18 protein-coding genes are annotated in these 21,510 nt (G+C 66.5%); 6 read left to right on the top strand and 12 right to left on the bottom strand.

What is annotated here, in order from left to right; genetic code table 11:
• Positions 1 to 99 precede the first annotated feature (99 nt).
• Entirely contained in the window at positions 100 to 2,529 is a 2,430-nt protein-coding gene (locus FHW64_RS05345) for an alkaline phosphatase family protein (RefSeq protein WP_184523734.1), read from the top strand.
• Here FHW64_RS05345 and FHW64_RS05340 read toward each other — a convergent pair whose 3' ends face one another.
• A complete protein-coding gene (locus tag FHW64_RS05340; protein ID WP_184523732.1) occupies positions 2,530 to 4,092 on the bottom strand; it encodes a phosphatidylserine/phosphatidylglycerophosphate/cardiolipin synthase family protein in 1,563 nt (520 codons plus the stop codon).
• Positions 4,093 to 4,234: 142 nt separating this feature from the next.
• Here FHW64_RS05340 and FHW64_RS05335 point away from each other — a divergent pair, with 142 nt between their 5' ends.
• The gene (locus FHW64_RS05335; RefSeq protein ID WP_184523730.1) at positions 4,235 to 4,867 is read left to right on the top strand and encodes a Crp/Fnr family transcriptional regulator; all 633 of its coding nucleotides are present in this window, start codon (positions 4,235 to 4,237) and stop codon (positions 4,865 to 4,867) included.
• Between the two features lie 135 nt (positions 4,868 to 5,002).
• A complete protein-coding gene (locus FHW64_RS05330; RefSeq protein ID WP_184523728.1) occupies positions 5,003 to 5,362 on the top strand; it encodes a hypothetical protein in 360 nt (119 codons plus the stop codon).
• 1 nt (position 5,363) lies between these two features.
• On the opposite strand, the gene FHW64_RS05325 is transcribed toward FHW64_RS05330, so the two are convergent.
• The 4 genes from FHW64_RS05325 to FHW64_RS05310 form a co-directional block, all read right to left on the bottom strand.
• Positions 5,364 to 6,662 (bottom strand): MFS transporter, encoded by a 1,299-nt coding sequence (locus FHW64_RS05325; protein ID WP_184523726.1) that lies wholly within the window; start codon positions 6,660 to 6,662, stop codon positions 5,364 to 5,366.
• 87 nt (positions 6,663 to 6,749) lie between these two features.
• Positions 6,750 to 7,775, bottom strand: a complete 1,026-nt coding sequence (locus tag FHW64_RS05320; protein ID WP_184523724.1) for an ABC transporter permease — start codon at positions 7,773 to 7,775, stop codon at positions 6,750 to 6,752.
• Between the two features lie 9 nt (positions 7,776 to 7,784).
• Positions 7,785 to 8,519, bottom strand: coding sequence for an ATP-binding cassette domain-containing protein (locus FHW64_RS05315; protein WP_311733255.1), 735 nt, complete (start codon positions 8,517 to 8,519; stop codon positions 7,785 to 7,787).
• Positions 8,520 to 8,524: 5 nt separating this feature from the next.
• Positions 8,525 to 9,517, bottom strand: coding sequence for a substrate-binding domain-containing protein (locus tag FHW64_RS05310; RefSeq protein ID WP_184523720.1), 993 nt, complete (start codon positions 9,515 to 9,517; stop codon positions 8,525 to 8,527).
• 195 nt (positions 9,518 to 9,712) lie between these two features.
• On the opposite strand from FHW64_RS05310, the gene FHW64_RS05305 reads away from it, so the two are divergent.
• Positions 9,713 to 10,495: a transporter gene (locus tag FHW64_RS05305; protein WP_260303650.1), complete on the top strand. Its 783-nt coding sequence runs from the start codon at positions 9,713 to 9,715 to the stop codon at positions 10,493 to 10,495.
• Positions 10,496 to 10,500: 5 nt separating this feature from the next.
• Here FHW64_RS05305 and FHW64_RS05300 read toward each other — a convergent pair whose 3' ends face one another.
• A complete protein-coding gene (locus FHW64_RS05300) occupies positions 10,501 to 11,547 on the bottom strand; it encodes a DMT family transporter (RefSeq protein WP_184523718.1) in 1,047 nt (348 codons plus the stop codon).
• 72 nt (positions 11,548 to 11,619) lie between these two features.
• Here FHW64_RS05300 and FHW64_RS05295 point away from each other — a divergent pair, with 72 nt between their 5' ends.
• Entirely contained in the window at positions 11,620 to 12,672 is a 1,053-nt protein-coding gene (locus tag FHW64_RS05295; protein ID WP_260303649.1) for a Cj0069 family protein, read from the top strand.
• Positions 12,673 to 12,681: 9 nt separating this feature from the next.
• On the opposite strand, the gene FHW64_RS05290 is transcribed toward FHW64_RS05295, so the two are convergent.
• The 6 genes from FHW64_RS05290 to FHW64_RS05265 are packed head-to-tail and all read right to left on the bottom strand — an operon-like array spanning position 12,682 to position 20,075.
• Positions 12,682 to 13,791, bottom strand: a complete 1,110-nt coding sequence (locus tag FHW64_RS05290) for a zinc-binding dehydrogenase (RefSeq protein WP_184523716.1) — start codon at positions 13,789 to 13,791, stop codon at positions 12,682 to 12,684.
• A gap of 35 nt (positions 13,792 to 13,826) precedes the next feature.
• Positions 13,827 to 15,227: an aldehyde dehydrogenase family protein gene (locus FHW64_RS05285; RefSeq protein ID WP_184523714.1), complete on the bottom strand. Its 1,401-nt coding sequence runs from the start codon at positions 15,225 to 15,227 to the stop codon at positions 13,827 to 13,829.
• Between the two features lie 16 nt (positions 15,228 to 15,243).
• Positions 15,244 to 17,088 (bottom strand): alkyl/aryl-sulfatase, encoded by a 1,845-nt coding sequence (locus FHW64_RS05280; RefSeq protein WP_184523712.1) that lies wholly within the window; start codon positions 17,086 to 17,088, stop codon positions 15,244 to 15,246.
• 4 nt (positions 17,089 to 17,092) lie between these two features.
• Positions 17,093 to 18,067: a tripartite tricarboxylate transporter substrate binding protein gene (locus tag FHW64_RS05275; RefSeq protein ID WP_184523710.1), complete on the bottom strand. Its 975-nt coding sequence runs from the start codon at positions 18,065 to 18,067 to the stop codon at positions 17,093 to 17,095.
• The gene (locus FHW64_RS05270) at positions 18,064 to 18,519 is read right to left on the bottom strand and encodes a PaaI family thioesterase (protein ID WP_184523708.1); all 456 of its coding nucleotides are present in this window, start codon (positions 18,517 to 18,519) and stop codon (positions 18,064 to 18,066) included. The genes FHW64_RS05275 and FHW64_RS05270 overlap by 4 nt, the downstream gene beginning before the upstream one ends.
• The gene (locus FHW64_RS05265) at positions 18,516 to 20,075 is read right to left on the bottom strand and encodes a long-chain-fatty-acid--CoA ligase (protein WP_184523706.1); all 1,560 of its coding nucleotides are present in this window, start codon (positions 20,073 to 20,075) and stop codon (positions 18,516 to 18,518) included. The genes FHW64_RS05270 and FHW64_RS05265 overlap by 4 nt, the downstream gene beginning before the upstream one ends.
• A gap of 120 nt (positions 20,076 to 20,195) precedes the next feature.
• Between FHW64_RS05265 and FHW64_RS05260 the strand changes: the two genes are divergently transcribed.
• Positions 20,196 to 21,509 (top strand): lytic murein transglycosylase, encoded by a 1,314-nt coding sequence (locus FHW64_RS05260; RefSeq protein ID WP_184523704.1) that lies wholly within the window; start codon positions 20,196 to 20,198, stop codon positions 21,507 to 21,509.
• Position 21,510 lies beyond the last annotated feature (1 nt).

Genomic DNA, 21,510 nt, shown 5'->3' with positions numbered 1-21,510 from the left:
CACCAGTAGTATTCGCCGCTGGGGAGTGGGGCGACCGGGCCGTTGTGGCTGCGGGATTGTCCGTGAAGGCGGCATCCATCTTCAATCAGGAGTTGCGCAATGGGCCAGAACGCACCCGCGAGCCAGGACTTCGTCATCAGCCGTACGCCCGCCCGTGGCACGTCCACGGGCAGTCCGGGCTACGGGCTCTGGCGTTTCGATCCCGATGCCGACGAGATCCTGACGCCGATGCCACTTTCGTCCAAGGCGGCCTTCGATCCGACCCACTCGCTGGTGCCCATCGGCCGATACCTGCTCGAATGGGGGCCGCTGATGTTGCAGCCCTACCAGCCGTGTTTTCCGTACCGGTTGTTCGAGTTCGATCCACAAAGTGACGATCCGCTGAACGCGACTGCCCTGCAGCACGGTCTCTGGACGAAGACGAAGTTCTGGCAATACCGGCCCGACTTCGGCAATCCTGAGGGGGCACATGAAGGGTATGACTCGGGCAACGAACTGCTCCTGCTGCCGCTCGGCGGCTTCATGCTCAATGTGATCCCGACGGAAGGGCGCGGCACCTTCCAGCTCTGGAACTTCGATCCGAGTCCGCTCAAGCCGGGCGCCGCCGATCCCTTGCCTGTGCCCTATACGCCGCAGGGATCGTTCGACAGCATCCAGTTCGGCCACGAGCTTATCCCGCTGGGCAACTACGTGCTCGATCGCGTGCCGGAGACCGGCGAATACTGGGTCTGGAGCTTCGATCCGCAGAGCGTGATGCCGCTGGGGCAACCCGCAATCCAGCGCGGGCAGTGGACGGACATCGACGCCACCCACAGCCTCGCGGTCATCGGCGACCTGGTGCTCGACTGGACGCCTGCCGATGGCGCCTACCGTCTCTGGCGGTTCGACCCGCGCAGCGCCAATCCGCTGACTGGTCCGCTGCGCCAGGGCACCTTGCCTGAAGGCTTGCGTGCCGGCATCGAGCTGACCGGCATCCAGTCGCTGCGCGCAATCGACCCGGCGCGCGCCGAGATGCCCGGCACCGTCGACTTCATGCGCTCGAAGATCAAGCACGTGGTCTACCTGATGCTGGAGAACCGCTCGTTCGACCACGTCTGCGGATGGCTCTACGGAAAAGGCGAGACCGGCATCAACTTCGTCGGTGACGACCGGCCTTTCGATGGTGTCGACGAAGGCATGTTCAACGTCGATCCCGGCATGCCCGAGAAGGACGGCAAGCCGACGCCTGTGTACGTCAAGAAGTACAAGAACGGAGAACTGAGCGACGACTGGGACCTCGACTTCCTTCCGGAGGACCCGTACCACGACAAGTCGGACGTGCTTCGTCAGCTGTTCTACACAAACCGCGATGGCTACGCGCAGCGCGCCGCGCCGGACATGGGCGGCTTCGTCTGGAACAACGGCGTGCACGAGGTGATGTGGACCTACACGCCCGAACAACTGCCGGTGCTCAACGGCCTGGCGAAGGGCTTCGGCGTTTCGGATGCGTGGTTCAGCGCGATGCCGGGCGCGACCGATCCGAACCGCGCGATGTCCTTCACCGGCTCGGCGCTCGGGCAGCTCAACAACTTCCAGAACGGCACGCAATACACCTACTGGCCGTTGTCGCCGCACCGGCAGTCGATGTGGAAGGTGCTGTGGAGCAACGGCTTCACCGACTGGAAGATCTACAACTCGGTGGAGTGGATGAACTTCGTCCACACCTACCACCTGTTCCTGCAGGGGCAGATTCCATCGGTCGACGCGGCGATCACGCAGAACCGCAGCAGCTTCATCGAGGGCATCGACCAGTTCAAGCAGGATGCCCGCGCTGGAAAGTTGCCCGCCTTCAGCATGCTGGAGCCGGCGTGGATCGCGACCTCGGGCACTTCGTCGTACCACCCCGGCGCGGACCTGGTGCCGGGGGAGGTGGCGCTCAACGAGATCTACGAAGCGCTGAAGGCGGGGCCGGCCTGGAAAGAAACGCTGTTCGTCATCACCTTCGACGAGCACGGCGGCATCTTCGACCATGTGAAGCCGCCCTATGCGGTGAATCCGTGGCCCAACGATGTCAACGACGGTTTCCGCTACGACATCATGGGTGTGCGCATCCCGACCATCGTCGTCTCGCCCTGGATCAAGGAGAAGACGGTCTTCCGCTCGCCCAAGGAAGTGGCCTACGACGGCACTTCGTTCGCGGCGACGCTGCTGCGGTGGTTCGGCATCCCCGAATCGCGCTGGTGCATGGGCGATCGGATCATGCAGGCGCCGAGCTTCGAGGGCGTGCTCCAGTGCACGAGTCCGCGCGACGAATCGCCGACGCTCACGCCACCCTATGACCGGACCTTCCCGCGCGAAGGAAAGTCGGGCCGCAGCGAGCGCCTGCATGATCTGCACCGGCTGATGGCGCCGCGCGCTGTGACGGCACTGGCGGCCGGCAAGCTGGGCCCGGACGAGATCAACCGGATCTCGGAGCAGATCCTGGCCGATGCGACCGATCTCAAGTCCCTGCACGCGATGCTCGATGCGCTTGCCAAGAGGCTAGCCTGATCACAGAAGCTCTTCGTCCACCATCGCGGAGAGCATCTGCAGCCGGATCCGGCGGGCGGCGGTGGCCTTGGGCTCCCTGTTCAGCACCACTTCCGCATCGCCGCGTTGCGAGACCCATTCGATGCCCTGGCGGGTCGGGGTCGCGCGCACCTGGTAGCTGCGCGGCAGGCGGTCGTTGTACAGCAGGCCCACCACCTGCGCCGCGAGCACGGGGCTGTCGACGATCAGGCTCATCTCGGTGTTGGAATGCGCCGAGCGGCGGTCCATGTTCATCGATCCGATCGAGAGCCAGCGGCGATCCACCACCGCGAGCTTCGCGTGCAGGCGGCCGAGCGAGCCGCGAGGGCCATCGGTGTGCGCTTCATGCTCGTCGTCATCGGGCATGAGCTCGTAGAGCGCCACGCGACGTTCCAGCAGGGCCTGCCGGTAGCGGGCATAGCCGAAGTGCGCAAGCGGCTCGTCGGTGGTAGCGAGCGAGTTCGTCATGATCGAGACGTGCACCTGGTGGTCCGCCGCCTGCTGGAGCACGTCCATCGTGCGGCGCGAAGGCACGAAGTAGGGCGAGGCGATCAGCACTTCGGAATGGGCCGACTGCATCAGGTCGAGGTTGCCGTTCATCACCACGCCGTCTGCGAGCGATTCGTTGTCGGCATCGGCCTTGCGCGGCGAATCCGCCACGACTCGCACCGCGGCCATCTGCAGCTGGATGCGACCGGCGGCGAGTTGCGGCCCGATGGCGGGTTGGTCGAGTGAATCGCGCTCGGAGACCATCGCGTCCGACGCCGTCACCGCCGTGGTGACCTTGTCGAAGTGCCAGCGCGCCGCCTCGGTGCTGATGCCGGTCGCGAGATCCTCGATCGGATAGGCGTGCGGGCTGTTCCAGTAGGCGTCGAAGACGGACGCCATCTCGGCCACCACCGGGCCGGCCGAAAGCATGTCCATGTCGATGAAGTTCGCGGGCTCGCTCCGGCCGAAGTACTCGTCGGCGATGTTGCGGCCGCCGCTGATCGCGATCGCGCTGTCCGCGACGAAGAGCTTGTTGTGCATGCGGCGGTTGATGCGCGAGAACTCGTTCATCGAGAAGAAGACCCGCCTGCCCACGCTGCCGTCGCGCACTGCGAGCGGATTGAACATGCGCACCTCGATGCCGGGATGCGAAGCGAAGCCGGCGAGCAGGGCATCCTGCCCGGCGGCTTGCAGATCGTCCACCAGCACGCGCACCCGCACGCCGCGATCGGCTGCGTCGCGCAGCTCGCGCAGGAACTGCCGCCCCGACGCGTCATCGGCAATCTGGTAGTACTGCACGTCGATCGACTTTTCCGCCGCGCGCGTGAGCGCGATACGGGCTTCGAAGGCCTGGTCGCCGGCCGGCAGCAGGCGCAGGCCCGAGAAATGCGGGGCCCGGGCATCGACCGATGCCGCGGCCACGGCCACGAGCCGCGTGTCGGCCACATCGGTGCGTGCCTGCGACGCCGATCGCGCGACGGGCGATGGCAGGCTCGCGCAGGCGGCGAGAACGGCCGACAGCAGCAGCAGGAGGATGCGAAGGAGCCTGTGCGACATGCTGCGAATCTATGTCGCGCGCCACTGCTCTGCCATGACGCAGTGCCCACGCCAAAAGTGACATTGATCACATCGGCTGGCGGGTTTGATAATTCGCCGTACGGGGCTGCCGCATCCCTCAGCGCGCAGCCCGGAGCATCCGATGAGTTCCGCCAGCGAACGCCTGCCGCAATCCCTGCTCGACGCTATCGCGCCGCACGGCGTGACCCGCACTTTTCCCGCGCACACGATCCTCATCAATGAAGGGGATACCACCGATTCGCTCTATATCGTTCTGAGTGGTCGGGTGAAGGTCTACGCGAGCTCCGAGGACGGCCGCGAAGTGGTGCTGACGGAGTACGGTCCCGGTGAATATTTCGGCGAACTGGCGATCGACGGCGAAAAGCGCTCGGCGTCGATCAAGGCGCTGGGGCCGTGCACCTGCCGGGTGGTGCAGGGCACCGAACTGAGGCAGTTCCTGGCAGAGCAGCCGGACTTCGCGGTGCACCTCACCCGCAAGCTGATCGGCATGGTGCGGCGCCTCACTGACCAGGTGCGCAGCATGGCGCTGCAGGATGTCTACGGCCGCATGGTGCGTGTGCTTACGGAACTCTCGGACGCCGTCGGCGAGGAGCGTGTGATGCGCAACAAACTCACTCAGCAGGACATCGCGGACCGCGTCGGCGCCTCGCGCGAGATGGTCAACCGCGTGATGAAGGAGCTCACCGCCGGCGGCTACATCGGCCAACGCGATGGCCGCATGGTGATCCTCCGGAAGCTGCCTTCGGCCTGGTAGACGCCGATCCGGCTGGTTTCTGGGCGGGAATTTTCTGGTTGGCGCTGTGGGCCGGGACAGGGCCCGGCACGGTCTCTACACTGCCCCCCGATTCAAACAATCGCCGTCCACAAAGAGGCGGCTCAGGGGGTTCAAATGAAATTGACGACGGGTCAGGTCCGCCTGCTCGGCGCGCTCGCGCTGGAAGGCCGCCAAGCCGTGACGGCTTCGTTTCTATGCCGGCGGCTGGCCGGTGTTCCACTCAACAAGGTCGACGCGGCCAACCGCTCGGTGATCCAGAACGACATCGAGGCGTTGCGCAAGGCCGGACGAGTGAGGCTGGTGGGATCGAGCGGCGAGGAGACCTTCGGCATCACGATCCGCGGTCGGCTCGACCTCGAATGGGGCCGCCGCACGTGGGAGTGCCGACTTGCGACGCTGTTCGGTCTTGGCCTGCACGAAATACCACGCGAGATCAGGGCGCCTGCCGATCCCGCGTGGTTCAAGCACCGCTGATTCAGGCGCGGGCTGCGTCGGCGCCGAGTTCGGCGCGCTTGTCGTGCCCCACCGCCATCACGAGGCCGATCGCTACGACCGACAGCGCCGCGAGGAACAGCACCGCGTAGAAGTCGTTGCCCATGCGGTCCTTGAGCACGCCGAAGATCGTCGGGCCGATGTAGCCGCCGAGATTGCCGATCGAGTTGATCCACGCGATGCCCGCTGCGGCTGCGACGCCACTCAGGAGTGCGGTCGGCACGGTCCAGAACACCGGCAGCGCCGAGAAGATGCCGACCGCCGCCACCGTGACGGCCGCCATCTTCGGCACCGGCGAACTGATCTGCGCCGCCGCCACCAGCCCGAAGAAGATGCAGGCCAGCGGGATCAGCAGGAAGACCTTGCGTTCGCGCCGCGCATCGGACCAGCGCGACCAGAGCACCATCGCGATCGAGCCGATGAGATACGGAAACGCGTTGATGAAGCCGATCTCCACGTTGCTCAGCCCGCCGAAGCCCTTGATGATCTGCGGCAGGAAGAAGCTGAGCCCATAGAGCGGCACCGTGATGCCCATGTAGACGATGCCCAGCGAGATCACCTTCCAGTTGAGCAGGGCCTGCTTCCACGAAATGCTGTGGATGGACTCGCGATTGCTGCGCTCGGCATTGAGCCGGGTCTGAAGCCAGGCAGCTTCCTCGGCCGTGAGCCACTTCGCGTCCTTCGGACGATCCGGCAGGTAGAAGAACACGACGAAGGTCAGGATGATGGCGGGTATCGCTTCGAGGATGAAGAGCCACTGCCAGCCATGCATGCCCCAGAAGCCGTCCATGTTGAGGATGTAGCCTGAAATGGGCGAGCCGATCACGGTCGAGATCGGCACCGCGAACATGAACCAGCCGACGATGCGCGCGCGATAGGCCGCGGGAAACCACAAGGTCAGATAGAAGATCACGCCCGGGAAGAAACCGGCCTCCGCGATACCCAGCAGGAAGCGCACGACGTTGAAGCTCGTGGCGCCGCCGACCCAGGCCTGTGCCATCGAGAGCACGCCCCAGCTCAGCATGATGCGGGCGATCCACCGACGCGCGCCGAAGCGCTCGAGCGCCAGATTGCTGGGCACTTCGAACAGGAAGTAGGCGATGAAGAAGATGCCCGCCGCATTGCCGAACACGGTGGCACTGAAGCCCAGGTCCTTCGACATCGATGCGCCGGCGAAGCCGAGGTTGACGCGGTCGAGGTAGGCGATGAAATAGCTCACCATCAGCAGCGGCAACAGCCGCCAACTGATCTTGGAGATGGTGCGTTGTTCGATGGATTCCATTCTGTTGTCTGTCTCTTTCTTGGTTGTCGCCAACGCGGCGGGGTGCCGGTGGTTATACATCGGCCATGCGAGCGGCGCAGGGCGCGCTCAGTCGTTCGCGCCGCGTGCGCGCAGCCGGTCGAACAGAACCGCGACGATGATGAAGCTGCCGACGAAGGTTCCTTGCCAGAAGGTGCTGATGCCAAGCAGGATCAGGCTGTTGCGGATGACCTCGATCAGCGCCGCACCCACGACCGCACCGAAGGCGGTGCCGATGCCGCCGGCGAGGTTGGTGCCGCCGATCACCGAGGCCGCGATCACCGACAGCTCCATGCCTTGCCCAAGGCTGGTGGTCACCGTGCCGAGCCAGCCGACTTCGAGGATGCCCGCGATGCCCGCGCAGAGGCTGCAGAACATGTAGACGCTGACCTTCACCAGCTTCACCGGCACGCCCGTCATGGTCGCCGCGCGTTCGTTGCCACCGATGGCATAGAGATGGCGACCCCATCGCGTCCAGCGGAACACGATGCTCGCGATGACCAGCAGCACGAGAAGGAAGATGACCGGGCTCGGGATCCGTATCGGGTCCATGAAGGGCAATGCCAGGTTGACGAAGCCGCCGCCGAGCGCCAGCAGCCTGGGTTGGTCGGGCCCGAACTCGTACACCATGCGGTTGTTCGACAGCACCATCGCCAGGCTGCGCGCGATCGACAGCATGCCCAGCGTGACCACGAACGGCGGCACGCCGACGTACGCGATCATCAGCCCGTTGAAAGCGCCCACCACCAGCGACGCGCCGAGCGCCAGCGGAACGGCCAGCCAGATCGACATGCCCGCATGCATCGTCATGCCGATCACCATGCCCGAGAGCACCAAGACCGCGCCCACCGAGAGATCGATGCCGCCCGTGATGATCACGGCCGTCATGCCGATCGCGATGATCGCGACGAAGGCGAAGTTGCGCGTGACGTTGAACAGGTTCTGCTGCGTCGCGAACACGTCGCTCGCGAGCGAGAGCACCACGAAGGCCGTCACCGCCGCAACCGAGACCCAGAAGGTCTGCTGGCTCACCAGCCAGCCGAGCCAGGTGCCATGGGCGCGGCGGTCGATGTGTTCTTCGAGCGTCGCGGACATCGGCTCTCCTTAGGCGTACTCGATGGCGCCGGTGATCAGCCCGGTCACCTCTTCTGGCGAACTTTGCGCGATCGGCTTGTCCGCCACCTTGATGCCCCGGCGAAGCACCACGATGCGATCGGCGACCGCGAAGACGTCCGGCATGCGGTGGCTGATCAGCACCACCGCGATCCCGTGATCGCGCAGCCGGCGGATCAGGCTCAGCACCTCGGCGATCTGCCGCACGCTGATCGCGGCGGTCGGCTCGTCCATCAGCACGATGCGCGGATCGGCCAGCCGCGTGCGCGCGATTGCCACCGCCTGCCGCTGGCCGCCGGACATGCGTCGCACGAGATCGCGCGGCCTCGTCTCGGATTTCAGCTCGGCGAAGAGTTCGCCCGCGCGCTGGAACATCGCGCGGTAGTTCAGCACCTTGAACGGGCCCATGCCGAACGTGAGCTCGCGGCCGAGATAGACGTTCTCCGCGGCCGTGAGGTTGTCGCACAGCGCGAGGTCCTGGTAGACGATCTCGATGCCTTCCTCACGCGCGTCGGCGGGCTTGTGGAAAACCACCTGACGGCCCGCCATGCTCACCGACCCGTCGCTGGGCGGGTAGTTGCCCGCGACGATCTTCACCAGGGTCGACTTTCCGGCGCCGTTGTCGCCCATCAGGCCGACGACCTCGCTGGCCCGCAGCGACAGCGACACATCGGTCAGTGCCTGGATCGCGCCGAAGTGCTTGGAGATCCGGGAGAGCTCCAGCACGGACGTCACTTCGCCGGGCACTTGTCCAGGTTGGTCGGCACGCATTCGTCGAGGCCCGTGTAGAGCGGGTCCGCGACCTGCTTGCCGTTGATCAGATCGATCAGCACGACCGGCGCGCGGTGGCCCATCTCGAACGGGCGCTGGCCGATCTGCGCGTGGCTTCGTCCGGCCTTTAGCGCATCGAGCTGCGGCGGCAAGGTGTCGCCCGCGATGATGATCAGCTCCTTGGACTTCAGCTTCGGCATCACCTGGTCGGTCACCTGCGCGTAGGCCTGCGGACCGAACTGCGCCCAGCCGCCGACCAGGATGAAGGCATTGAGCTTTGGGTTCTTGGTGAACACATCCGACATCTGCTGATTCGCCAGGTCGATCTGGTCGTTGGTGAAGAGCGGGCAGCCGGCGATCTCGGTCCAGCCGCCTTCGCCCTTCAGCCGGTCGATGCCTTTCTTGCCGCTGACGGTGTCGCGGAAGCCCGCCGCGCGCGCGTTGATGTTGTCGGCAGCGACGTTGCCGAGCTGCATGCACACCGTGCCGCCCTTGGGGTTGAGTTCCTTCAGGTGCTTGGCCATCAGCACGCCCATGTCGTAGTTGTTGGTGCCGAGATAGGTCTTGCGCAGCGCACGATCCGAGGCCGCGAGGTCGGCGTCGATCGTCATGATCGGCATCTTCGGGGCCTTGGCCTTGAGCATCGTCGCCATGGCCGGCGCGTTCGACGGCGAGATCGCGATGCCGGCGACACCCTTGTTGATGAGGTCCTCCACGATCTGGACTTCGCCTGCCTCGTCGGCGCTGGAAGCCGGGCCGGTGTAGAGGCAGGTGTACTCGGAGCTGGCGTTCTCCTTGTTCCACAGCGCGCAGCCATCGCCGAGCACGGTGAAGAAGGGGTTGTCCAGGCCCTTCACGACGACGGCCAGCGTCTTCTTCTGGGCCATGGCCGGCGTGGCGGCGAGGAGGGCGGCGAGCAGGGTACCTGCGACCATGAGAATCGACTTTTTCATTGCGTCTCCTTCGTTGTGGATTGGCACTGTCGAGATCTCCTGCGCCACTGTTGGCAGCGGCTCTTCCGGGTGCTGTCGCGGCCCAGGAGGAAAGCGACTATAGGGCTCGCATTCCCCCGTGTCGAGTCGGGAGGTGCCGGAGGCGAGGGATGAAAAGTCAGGCAACTGCCAAGGCCGCGGCATCACAATCAACGCATGCTTCATCACCTGACGGCTCGCATCGCGGCACTGGCACTCGGCTCGATGGCTGCGGCGGGGATCGCGCATGCAGACGACAACGACGGCGGGCCGCCCATCACCCCCTATCGCCCCTCGGTCTCGAGCCCTGCGCAGTTGCCTGCGCCGGGCCAGCTCGAACTCGAGCTCGGCGGCCAGCGCAGGAGCGACGGCCAGTCCTTGCGCAACAGCACGCCTTATCTCCTCAAGCTGGCCTTCGACGACAAGTGGGGTGTGCTCGTCGGCGGGGAAGCGTACGTCTGGCAGAACGGCGACCTCGGCCGGTCGCAAGGCGTGGGCGACACCACCCTGACGTTGAAGCGGGCGTGGATCGTCGACGATGCGACGGCGTTCGGCATGGAGTTCGATGTCAAGCTGCCGACCGCCAACGACGTGATCGGCAGCGGCAAGACCGACTACACGATCAACACGATCTTCAGCCGCAACCTCGGGCCGTTGCACATGGACGCCAACCTCAACGCGACGCAACTGGGGCAGGCCGATCCCGGCACTTCGCACACGCAGATCGGCGCTTCGGCTTCGTTCTCGACCTTGTGGTCAGGACCGTGGGAACTGACCGGGGAAGTCTCCGGCACTCATCGCAACGGGGCCGACAACGGCATGCAGCTTCTTGCGGCGGTCACGTACAGCCCGACCCGGCGACTGACGTTCGACGTGGGCATTGCGCGCTCGTTCCGGCCAAGGCCCATGGCAACGTCGCTGTTCACCGGTGTCGTGATGCCTCTGGCGCGGCTTTGGTAGGGGTGCTACGGATGCTCATGGGTGTGATGAGCATCCGGCACATGCGGATGCGAATGCCTCAAGGGCTCGTGGCGATGCGGGTGGCTGTGCGGGCCCACGGGCATCGGGTCGTGCGTATGCGTGTGGTGCCCATCGTCATGCGAGTGCGCATGCTCGTGCTGGAGTTCATGGTGATCGTGTTCATGGCCATGCGACTCCGCCAGATGCAGCACGACACCTGAAAGCATCAGCGCGCCGCCGATGGCCATGCCGGTGCTGAGCGACCGGTCGCCGAGCGCGATCGCGCCAAGGGCACCGATGAAAGGCGCAAACGCGAAGACCGAGCCCGTGCGTGCCGCGCCGAACGCGCGCTGCGCGAGCAGATAGAGCCGCAGACTCAAACCGTAGCCGCTCGCGCCGATTGCGAGCAGCCCAAGCGCAGCACTCCAGCCTGGTAGCGGCTCGCGAGATGCGAACGCGAGCGTGGCGGTGATCGTTGCGCCCAGCAGGGATTTGCCGAGCACCACTTGCCCGGGATCGCGCTCTGCCAGCGGGCGCGACAGCGCGTTGTCGATTCCCCAGGCAGCAGTGGCACCAAGCACTGCGAGAAGGCCGAGCCCTTGCGTTCTGCCAGCCAGGCCTCGATCGAGCACGAGTGCGATGCCGCCTGCGAACAGCAAGAGCATTGCCGTCCACACGCGGCGATCCATCACCTCGCGGTAGAGCAGACGGGCGAGCACGGCGGTGAACAGCGCCTCGAGCGCCAGCATGAGGGAGGCGCTGGTGCCGCTCGTGTGCTGCAGGCCCCATGCGAGTGCAACTGGCGCGATGCCGGCGCCGAAGAGCGCCATGAGCGCTAGCCGGCCGAGATCGCCGCGACGAACGGATGCTTCTCGTTCGAGCGGCTGGCGCAGGAGCGCGCCCATGACGGCAGCGCCGGCATAGAGCAGCGCCGCAGTCGAGAACGGCCCGAGCCCCGCGCCGGCACGCTGGACAAACGGCGCGCTGATGCCGAAGAGCGTCGCTGCTAACAGGGCGAGGAGGCCGCCGTGGATGGCGGGATAGGTGTTCATTGGGCGATGTGTCAGTAGACACCAACCTGCGCAGTCGGGGAAGATCGCCTCGCAACGGCGCCAGGAGCCACGATGAACGTCACGATGTCCATGCGTCCGATGTCCGTGGCCTTGCTCTACCCAGGCGACCGAGCCGCGCGTGACCGCAGCGATCCATCCGAAAGCCGATTCGCAGCGCTGTTCGCATCCTTCGCGGCTGCTGGCGTGGCGGCGCAACCGGCCATCTTCAACGATGACTTCGCCGACGAGGTCGCCGCGCAGCTACTTGGCGTCGACGCCGTGCTCGTCTGGTGCAACCCGATCGAGGGCGGCCGGCGACGTGACAAGCTCGATCTCATCCTGCGTGACGTGGCGCGGGCAGGTGTCCTGGTCAGCACGCATCCAGACGCGATCCTGCGACTGGGAACCAAGGACGTCCTGGTCGACGTGCGCGATCTCGCATTCGGCAGCGACACGGTTCGGGTGGAAAGCCTCGAACAGCTCGCCGCCGGGTTGCCCGATCGCCTGCGCGCCGGGGCGCGGGTGCTCAAGCAGTACCGGGGGCACAGCGGCATCGGTGTGTGGCGGGTCGAGCGCGTCGAAGGCTCGCCTCTGCTTCGCGTGCGGCACGCGCAGCGCGGGAGCGAGGAGGAGCGGATCGACCTTCCGGCACTACTGCAGCGTATGGCGCCGTACTTCGAGCCCACCAATGGCGGCCACATGATCGACCAGGCGTGGCAGCCGCGTCTGGTCGACGGCATGGTGCGCGCCTATCTCGTCGAGGATCGCGTGACCGGCTTCGGTCACCAGGCGATCAATGCCCTGTACCCGGCGCAGCCAGGGCAGCCGGCACCGGTGCCTGGCCCCAGGCTCTATCACGACGCGCATCTGTCGCAGTTCCAGACGCTCAAGCGGCTGCTCGAAACGCAATGGGTCGACCAACTGCGGGAGCGCGTCGGGTTGACCCGCGACCAATTGCCGCTGCTATGGGACTGCGACTTCATGTTCGGCGAGCCGGCGTCCGGGCAGGACGACCGCTATGTGCTCTGCGAGATCAACGTCAGCAGCGTGTCGCCGTTCCCTCCGTCGTGCATCGAACCGCTGGTCCGTGCCGTGAAGTCGCGCCTGGCGGCCCGAGGCGCCTGAGCAGGCCGCTCAGTCGAAAACGATCACGCCCCGTGCGTTACGGCCTTGCGCAAGATCCTCGAAGGCCTGCGGTGCCTCGTCGATGCGGTAGCGCCGCGTGATGAGTTCGTCGAGCTTGAGCTTGCCGCTCTGATAGAGCGAAACGAGCCGCGGAAAGTCGTGGCGCGGCCGGGTCGAGCCGTAGTAGCTGCCCTTGATCGTCTTCTCTTCGAGCGCGAAGCTCGCGGTGCGCAGGCTGGTGAGATCCGCCGGACCGGCGAGCCCGACGACCACCGCGGTGCCGCCCTTGCGGAGACACCCGTAGGCCTGCGCCACGATCTCGCCGTGGCCCACGCATTCGAAGGCATAGTCGGCGCCGCCGCCGGTCAGCTTGCGCAGTTCCTTCACGAGGTTCTCGGATTTCGACGCATCGACCACATGCGTGGCGCCGAAGAGCTTCGCCATCTCCAGCTTGCTCGCGAGCATGTCGACCGCGACGATCATCGAGGCACCCGCGTTCTGGCAGCCCTGGATGGCGCTGAGGCCCACGCCGCCCGCGCCGAACACCACGCAGATGGATGCGGGCTCCACCTTCGCCGTATTGCAGGCGGCGCCCCAGCCGGTCATCACGCCGCAGCCGATCAGCGCGCAGCGGTCGAGCGGCGCATCGGGCGCGATCTTCACCACGTTGTTCTCATGCAGCGTTGCGTATTCGGACATCACGCCGCAACCCCCCATGATGTTGAGCGGCTGGCCGGACGCATCGTGCGTGCGCACGTGGCCGCCGGGCAGGCTCCACGGCGTGGTGTTGCCGGCATCGCAGAGGTTCGGGCGACCGGTGGTGCAGTAGCGGCAGCGGCCGCACGTGTTGACGAAGCTGCTGATGACGTGGTCGCCGACCTTCAGGTCGGTCACGCCCGCACCGACCTGTGTGACCACCCCTGCGCCTTCGTGCCCGAGGATCACCGGTGGTTGAAGCGGCAAGGTGCCATTGGTCACGGAAAGATCGCTGTGGCACACGCCGCAGGCCGCGAGGCGGATCATGACTTCGTTCGGCCCGGGCGGGTCGACGACGATGTCCTCGACATGGACGGTGACGCCGTCCGCGCGGAACACGACAGCCTTGGATTTCATTTGCATGGTGAGCCCTAGTGAGTGGGGAAGGATGGCGACCGTCAGGCCACCATTGTCTGGATTGCGGTGAATTCGAGAAGCCCCTCGGCGCCGTTCTCGACGCCCACACCCGATTGCTTGCGGCCGGCGAAGGGCGCGAGCGGGTCCAGGAGCTGCACGTTGTTGATCCAGACCGTGCCGGTCTCCAGTCGTGCGCCGATGGCCTTCGCCTGTTCGACATCCGCCGACCAGACCGAGCCGCCGAGGCCGAACTCCGAGGCATTCGCGCGGCGCACGACCTCGTCCACCTCGCTGAAGCGCAGGAGCGGCACGAGAGGGCCGAAGGGTTCCTCGACCACGACGCGCGCATCGTCGGGCGGGTTGTCGACCACGGCGGGCGGGATGAAGAAGCCCGGGCCTTCGGGCACCGCGCCGCCCGTCAGGAAGCGGTGGCCGGCTTTGTGCGTGGCTTCGATCAGGTCCTTCACCCGCTCGTACTGCGGACGGTTCTGCACCGGGCCGAGCACGGTGCGCTCGTCGGCACCGGGGCCCATCGTCGCGGATTCGGCCGCGGCGACGAAAGCTTTCGCGAACTGGTCGTAGATCGCATCGTGGACGTAGATGCGCTTGGCTGCGATGCACACCTGGCCCGAGTTCATGAATGCGCCCATGAAGAGCCTGCGCGCGACCTTGGCGACGTCCACGTCGGGCATGACGATCGCCGCGTCGTTGCCACCCAGCTCCAGCGTGAGGCGCTTGAGCGTGGCGGCCGCCGAACTCATCACGCGCCGGCCGGTCGCGGTGGAACCGGTGAAGGTCACCTTCGCGATGCCCGGATGTGCCGTGAGCGCAGGCCCGAGGGCATCGCCGCCCGACAGCACGTTCAACACCCCGGCCGGGAAGATATCTGCCGCCAGCTCGCCGAGGCGGAGTGCGGTCAGCGGCGTGAAGGGCGAAGGCTTCACGATCACCGTGTTGCCGGCAAGCAGCGCGGGCGCGAGCTTCCACACTGCGAGCGCGAACGGGAAGTTCCACGGCACGATCGCCGCAACCACCCCCAGCGGCACGCGGCGCGTGGTCCAGGTCACGCCGGCCTTGTCGATGCGGGTGCTTTCGGGCAGATCCATCTTCGCGATGGTGCGGCACCAGTGGACGCAGCCCAGGACCTCCTGCCGTGCGAGCGCGAGCGGACGCCCTTGCTCTGCGGTCAGCAGGCGCGCGAGTTCCTCGGCATTGTTCTTGATGCAGTTCGCGAGCGCTTCGATGCGCTCGCGGCGTGCATCGATCGGCGTTTCGCGCCAGCCGGGAAAGGCGGCCTGCGCGGCGGTCACGGTGTCGTCGAGCAACCCGGGCGTGCAGTCCGGCGCGTTGCCGATGATCTCTTCCGTCGCAGGGTCGATCACCTTGAAAATCAGCGGCGCGTCGATCAAGCGGCCGTTGGAGAGAAGCCTGTAGTGGTGCATTGGATTCCTTGGAAGATCAGGGCTCGACGACGTGGAACATGCCCTCGAACACTTCGAGCATGCCCAGCAGCCGGACCACGCTCGATGCGTTGCCGTCGACGCCGATGCGGCCTTCGCCATGCAGGCGCTCGAAGGCGGCAGGCAGGCCGGCAGGGTCCATCTGGAGTGCGGCCAGTGCATCGCGGCCGATCGAGACGCGCGCGGTCGCATCGCCAAGCACCGGGCCGGGCAGGTAGGTCATGGTCGCGTTCTCGAGGCGCATGGCCCAGCGCTCGTTGGTGTCGGGGTTGAACCACTCGATGCGCATCTCGACGCCTTCGGCCTGCTGCGCGTCGATTCGGATCGCGAAGTAGTCCAGCAGCAGTTCGATCGGCAAGGCCGAGACCATGTCGCGGCTGATGTTCCGGCGGCGGATGTTGAGCACGCCCTTGCGCAGTTCCTGCGCGCCGAGCAGGTAGGCGTTGCGCCAGGTGGCCGATTCGGTCGCGAAGCCGAGCTGTTCCAGCGCGTCGGCACATAGTGCGCGCGCATCGGCGTTGTCGGGCTGCGCGAAGACGAGATGGTTCGTGACCTCTGCAACCCAGCGATGCTCGCCGCGCCCGAAATCGGCGCGGGCCCGCTCCAGCAGTGCTTCGGCGCCGCCCATGTACTCGACATAGCGCGGCCCCGACATCTCCGGTGGCAGCGCCTGCAGATGCGCCGGGTTGCCGTCGTACCAGCCCAGGTAGTACTGAACGATCGACTTCACGTTGTGCGAGATCGTCCCGTAGAAGCCGTGGTTGGCCCAGGGCTCGGCGAGCGATGCGGGGAGCGTCATGGCTTCGGCCACCTCGATGCCGGTGAGCCCGCGGTTCATCAATCGCACCGTCTGGTCGTGCAGGTGCTTGTAGAGGTCACGCTGCTGGCGCAGGTAGAAGCGGATGTTCTCGTTGCCCCAGGTCGGCCAGTTGTGCTGCGCGAAGACCACATCAGCGGTCGGCGCATAGCGGTCGAGCGCTTCATCCAGATACCGCGACCACAGCCGCGCGTCGCGCACCTGCGCACCTCGCAGCGGGCAGAGGTTGTGCAGCGCCTGCGTGCCGATCTCCGCGGTGTTGAGCGCGCGCAGCCCCGGGAAGTGCATGAACATCTCCGAGGGGGCTTCGCTCTCCAGCGCGAGGTGGAAGATGATCTCCACGCCGTCGATCACATGCGTCTCGGTCTCGCGTTCGATGGTCTGCGTAGGCGGCAGCAGCGTCTGCGTGCCGTTGGGGACGGCCTTGCCCATGCCGCAGTCCACATGGCCACAGGCGCTCTTCGGCAGGCTGGATCCGAACTGGAACATGGCGCGTCGTCCCATCGCGTTGCCCGCGATGAGGTTCTCCGACACCGTGTGCCACATGAAACCCTTGGGCGCGACGATCGGCACGCGCCGCGCGATCGCATCGGCTTCGTCGAGCGCACCGCGCGCACCGCCGAAGTGATCGGTGTGGCTGTGGGTGTAGATCATCCCGGTCACCGGGCGGTCGCCGCGATGCGCGCGGTAGAGCTTGAGCGCGGCCTCCGCGGTCTCGGCGACTGTCAGCGGGTCGATGATGATCACGCCGGTGTCGCCTTCGATGAAGCTGATGTTGGCCACGTCGAAGCCGCGCACCTGGTAGACGCGCTCGGTCACCTTGAAGAGGCCGTGCACTGCGTTCAACCGCGCATGCCGCCAGAGGTTGGGGTGCACCGTGGGCGCGGGCTCCGGGTCGTCGAGAAAGGCGTAGTCGCGCATGCTCCACACCATCCGGCCCTTGGCGTCGCGGATCTCCGCGTCGGGGATGGTGGCGACGAAGCCGCGATGCGCGTTGTCGAAGTTGTCGTCTGCCGGGGCATTCATGACGTCACTCCACCTTCGCGCCCGAATTGCGGATCATCCGTTCGCTGATCGGTGCGGTCGCGTCGAAGTCGCGGCGGAACTCGGCGGAAGTGGTTCCCATGACCTCCATGCCGAAAGCCTGGAAACGCGCCTTCATCGTGGTCGTCTGCACCGCGGCGCGGGCTTCCTGCTCCAGCCGTGCAAGCACCGGTGGCGGCAGATTGGCCGGACCGAGCATCGCGATCCATCCCACGGTCTTGAATTCGCTATCTGGGAATCCCGCTTCGGCCATCGTCGGCACATTGGGGTAGTCGGGCATGCGATGGTCGCCCATCACCGCGAGGATGCGCACGCGGCCCGTTGCCACGTGCGGCGCGAGCGAGCCGGTCGAGGCGATGCCCCAGGCGACCTGTCCACCGATGAGGTCCTGCAGCATCGGCGCTTCGGCCTTGTAGGCGACATGCACCATGTCCAGCTTGCGTGAATCGCTGAGGTACGAGCCCATGAGGTGTCCGGCCGTACCGATGCCGTAGGAGCCGTAGCTCACGTTGCCCTTGTTTCGCTCGGCCCAGGCGACGAACTCCTTCATCGTCTTCGCGGGCGTGATCGTCGTGTTGACCGCCAGCACGAGTTGCCCGGTGCACAACTGCGAGATGAGGCTCAGGTCGCGCTTCACGTCGTAGGGAACCTTCGCAAAGAGGAAGGGCGCGTTCAGGATCGGTCCCGAATGCGTGACGAGCACGCTATAGCCATCGGGGTTGGCGCGCGCGACGTACTGCGCGGCCAGCATGCCCGCCGCGCCCGGCCGGTTGTCGACGATGATGGCCTGGCCCATCCGCTTGCTCATCTCGTCCGCGAGCGACCGCGCGATCACGTCGACCGCACCACCCGCCACCGAGGGGACGACCAAGGTGATGGGCTTGGTCGGATAGGTCTGGGCGCCCGCGAAGGGGCTGCAGCAGGTCAGCGCCGCAAGGGCGAGAAAGGTCCGTTTCTTCATGGCTTGTCTCCGTTTGTGTGTTGTTCGGGGCGCGGCATCACGAAGACGCCGGTGGCGCGCAGGACGATCGTGTCGCCGACCTTCAGGACGCAGCTCGCGTTGGTAAGTTGCCGGCCCGCCTTCTGGATCTCGACAAAGGCTTCGAGCCATTCGCCTTCGCGCACCGCGCACATGTAGTCGACGGTGAGGCTCACGGTGGCGGGTGAAGTGGGCAGTGCAAGTGCGCGCTTGAGCACAACGCCGAACGCGGTGTCGGCGATGGTCGCGAGAAACCCGCCGTGGGCGATGCGGATCGAATTCAGGTGCCCGCCTTCGATACGGATGCCGACCGCGGGCAGCGTCTCGTGCACATGCAGGCCGCCGATCTCGCGCACGAAACCCGGACCGGCCTGCAGCAGCACGTACCCGGTGGGTGCGGCCTGCATCGCGGGCGCTTCGACGTCGGCCATCATGCGTTCACCGCCTGTTTCCTGTTCGGCCAGAAGGGCGCGCGCAGGTCGCGTTTGAGGATCTTGCCGGCGCCGGACAGTGGCAGCTCCGCGCGGAACTCCACGCTCTTCGGACACTTGTAGCCGGCGATGAAGTCGTGGCAGTGCTTGCGGATTTCTTCAGCGGTGACCTTCGCGCCGGGCTTCGTCACGACGACCGCATGCACCGCCTCGCCCCAGCGCTCGTCGGGGATGCCGATCACTGCGCACATCGCCACTGTGGGGTGCTGCGCAATCGCGTTCTCGACTTCGGCCGAATAGACGTTCTCGCCACCGCTCACGATCATGTCCTTGATGCGGTCGACGATGAAGATGTAGCCGTTCTCGTCCATGTAGGCGCCGTCGCCGGTCCATAGCCAGCCATTGCGCAGTGCGCGCGCGGTTTCTTCCGGCTTGTTCCAGTAGCCCTGCATGACATTGGGGCCGCGGACGGTGATCTCGCCCACGGTGCCGCGCGGCACTTCATTGCCTTCGGCGTCGACGATCTTCACGTTGACCGCATAGCCGCCCCGGCCGACCGAACGCACGAGGCCGCTTCGCCGGGCTTCCTCGCCATGGTTCTCCGGCGGGTTGGACGAGACGATCGGGCAGGCCTCGGTGAGGCCATAGGAGTGGCTGAGTTGCAGATGGGGCAGGGCGGCCAGCACCTGCTCGACCATCGCGCCAGCGCTTGGCGCCGCACCGTATGCGAGCCGCTGCCAGCTCGACAGGTCGTGGCGCCCGAAGTCGGGATGCGCAAGGAGCGCCTGGATCATCGTCGGCACCAGCAACGTGTCGCTCACGCGCTCGCGCTCGATGGTTTCCAGCACTTCGCGGGCATCGAACATCGGCACGATGGCCTGCGTGCCGCCCGCGATGAACTGCGTCAGCGCGCGTGCCAGTGCCGCGATATGGAAGAGCGGTGCCACATGCAGCGAGGCACCATCGGCCAGCGGCGGCATCTCGGCCATGCGCTGGATGCAGGCGGACCAGAGGTTCAGGTGCGACTGCATCACCCCCTTGGGAAAGCCGGTGGTGCCGCCGGTGTACATGATGATGGCGAGGTCATTGCGGCCGCGGCCCGCGTCCTCGATCGGCTCCGCGCCTGCGATCAGCGATTCGTACGACAGCATTCCCTCCGGCGCTTCGCCGTCGCCCGCATGGATGAAGAGCGGCGCGTGCTTCGCCTTCGCGCGGATGCCCTCCGCCATGCGGACGAAGTGGTCGTCGACGATCAGGATGCGTGTGTCGCAGTCGTCGAGCGAATAGACCACCTCCGGCACGCTCCAGCGGATGTTGACCGGGTTGAGCACACCGCCGCCCCACCAGACGGCCATCATGTATTCGAGATAGCGGTCGGTGTTGAGCGCGAGCATGCCGACGCGGTCGCCGGGTTTCATGCCCTGCGTGCGAAGCGCGCCGGCGAGCCGCGCGACGCGATCGCCGAACTCGCGGAACGTGCGGCGCCGGCCGCGGAAGGTGGTCGCGACGCGATCGGGCGTCTGCTGAAGAGAGCGCTGGAGGCTCTGGGTCAGGTACATGCGTGTCTCCGATTTCGGCTGGCTGCATCGCCGGCTCGTATGGCTGCAGTAGAGCAGTGCGACTGTCGCGGGAGCCCACCCGCGGTGGGGGGGCGTGCGCATCGCGAGAGAATGCGCAGGATGCAGAGAATCAATGCCTCATTGCTTTTCCGGACGCGGCGCACTGCGTCCGTTCTGGCGATCGCCGTCCTTGCGGGCTGCGCCACTCAGCAGCCGCCTGTCGCCCCTGCGACGCCCCAGACGCCTGCGACGCCCGTCCAGCCGCCGCCGGCTCGGCCGCAGCCCCCGGCTGGCCAGAACCAGCCCGGGCCCGAACAGGGATTCGCCCAATGGGTCAAGGACTTCCGCGCCGAGATGCGCGCGGCCGGCGTCGGCGAGGCTGCGCTGCGCGATGCCTTCGACAACGTGCAATACCTGCCGCGCGTGATCGAGCTCGATCGCTCGCAGCCCGAGTTCGTCCGCCCGGTGTGGGACTACCTCGACACGGCCGTTTCAGCGCAGCGCGTCGCCACCGGCCAGGAGAAGCTTGCGCAGATCCGCGCGGCCGCCGATGCCGCATCGGCGCGTTACGGCGTGCCGGCGAGCATCATCGTGGCGATCTGGGGCATCGAGAGCAACTACGGCAGCAACTTCGGCAACACGCCTGCCATCGATGCGCTCGCGACGCTGGCGTACGAAGGTCGCCGACGCGACTGGGCGCGCGGCGAGTTGCGCGCGGCGCTCAAGATCATCGAGAACGGCGACATCGACCACGCACACATGATCGGCTCCTGGGCCGGCGCGATGGGGCAGACGCAGTTCCTGCCGTCGAACTTCCTGCGCTATGCGGTGGATGCCGATGGCGATGGCAAGCGGGACATCTGGGGCAGCATGCCCGACGTGATGGCGTCGACCGCGAACTTCCTGGCCAGTTCGGGCTGGCAGCGCGGTCAGCCGTGGGGTGCGGAAGTCCAGTTACCGTCCGGCTTTGACTACAGCCGCGCGGATTCGAGCATTCGGCAGCCGAGCAGCCAATGGGCCGCCTTGGGTGTGCGCACCATGGACGGCCGGCCGCTGCCCGAGTTCACCGACGGCGCGATCCTGCTGCCGGCGGGATCTCGCGGTCCGGCCTTTCTGGTCGGCCCCAACTACCGATCCATCCTTCGCTACAACAACTCGGACAGCTACGCGCTTGCCGTGGGCCTGCTGTCGCAGCGCCTCGAAGGCGGCCCCGGCGTGAAGGCGCAGTGGCCGCGCGACCTGACGCCGCTCACGCGGAGCCAGGTGCGTGACCTGCAGGCGGCGCTGAACCAGCAAGGCTTTTCCAGCGGCGAACCCGACGGCCTTCTGGGGCCGGCGACCCGCAGCGCCGTGCGCAGCTACCAGCGCAGCGCGGGTCTCGTCGCCGATGGCTTCCCCACGCTGGAACTGCTCAAGCGCCTGCAATCTCCCTGAG

Origin of the sequence: Variovorax sp. Sphag1AA (genome assembly GCF_014192575.1) — a bacterium.
GTDB lineage: Bacteria > Pseudomonadota > Gammaproteobacteria > Burkholderiales > Burkholderiaceae_C > Variovorax.
Note: the sequence above shows the minus strand (reverse complement) of the source record. Positions and strands in the feature narration are given on the sequence as shown.

What these genes read in the sequence shown, in the direction of transcription:
- FHW64_RS05345 (WP_184523734.1), top strand. Translation starts at nt 100, where the DNA reads ATGGGCCAGAACGCACCCGCGAGCCAGGACTTCGTCATCAGCCGTACG.
- FHW64_RS05340 (WP_184523732.1), bottom strand. Translation starts at nt 4,092, where the DNA reads ATGTCGCACAGGCTCCTTCGCATCCTCCTGCTGCTGCTGTCGGCCGTT.
- FHW64_RS05335 (WP_184523730.1), top strand. Translation starts at nt 4,235, where the DNA reads ATGAGTTCCGCCAGCGAACGCCTGCCGCAATCCCTGCTCGACGCTATC.
- FHW64_RS05330 (WP_184523728.1), top strand. Translation starts at nt 5,003, where the DNA reads ATGAAATTGACGACGGGTCAGGTCCGCCTGCTCGGCGCGCTCGCGCTG.
- FHW64_RS05325 (WP_184523726.1), bottom strand. Translation starts at nt 6,662, where the DNA reads ATGGAATCCATCGAACAACGCACCATCTCCAAGATCAGTTGGCGGCTG.
- FHW64_RS05320 (WP_184523724.1), bottom strand. Translation starts at nt 7,775, where the DNA reads ATGTCCGCGACGCTCGAAGAACACATCGACCGCCGCGCCCATGGCACC.
- FHW64_RS05310 (WP_184523720.1), bottom strand. Translation starts at nt 9,517, where the DNA reads ATGAAAAAGTCGATTCTCATGGTCGCAGGTACCCTGCTCGCCGCCCTC.
- FHW64_RS05305 (WP_260303650.1), top strand. Translation starts at nt 9,713, where the DNA reads ATGCTTCATCACCTGACGGCTCGCATCGCGGCACTGGCACTCGGCTCG.
- FHW64_RS05300 (WP_184523718.1), bottom strand. Translation starts at nt 11,547, where the DNA reads ATGAACACCTATCCCGCCATCCACGGCGGCCTCCTCGCCCTGTTAGCA.
- FHW64_RS05295 (WP_260303649.1), top strand. Translation starts at nt 11,620, where the DNA reads ATGAACGTCACGATGTCCATGCGTCCGATGTCCGTGGCCTTGCTCTAC.
- FHW64_RS05290 (WP_184523716.1), bottom strand. Translation starts at nt 13,791, where the DNA reads ATGCAAATGAAATCCAAGGCTGTCGTGTTCCGCGCGGACGGCGTCACC.
- FHW64_RS05285 (WP_184523714.1), bottom strand. Translation starts at nt 15,227, where the DNA reads ATGCACCACTACAGGCTTCTCTCCAACGGCCGCTTGATCGACGCGCCG.
- FHW64_RS05280 (WP_184523712.1), bottom strand. Translation starts at nt 17,088, where the DNA reads ATGAATGCCCCGGCAGACGACAACTTCGACAACGCGCATCGCGGCTTC.
- FHW64_RS05275 (WP_184523710.1), bottom strand. Translation starts at nt 18,067, where the DNA reads ATGAAGAAACGGACCTTTCTCGCCCTTGCGGCGCTGACCTGCTGCAGC.
- FHW64_RS05270 (WP_184523708.1), bottom strand. Translation starts at nt 18,519, where the DNA reads ATGATGGCCGACGTCGAAGCGCCCGCGATGCAGGCCGCACCCACCGGG.
- FHW64_RS05265 (WP_184523706.1), bottom strand. Translation starts at nt 20,075, where the DNA reads ATGTACCTGACCCAGAGCCTCCAGCGCTCTCTTCAGCAGACGCCCGAT.
- FHW64_RS05260 (WP_184523704.1), top strand. Translation starts at nt 20,196, where the DNA reads ATGCAGAGAATCAATGCCTCATTGCTTTTCCGGACGCGGCGCACTGCG.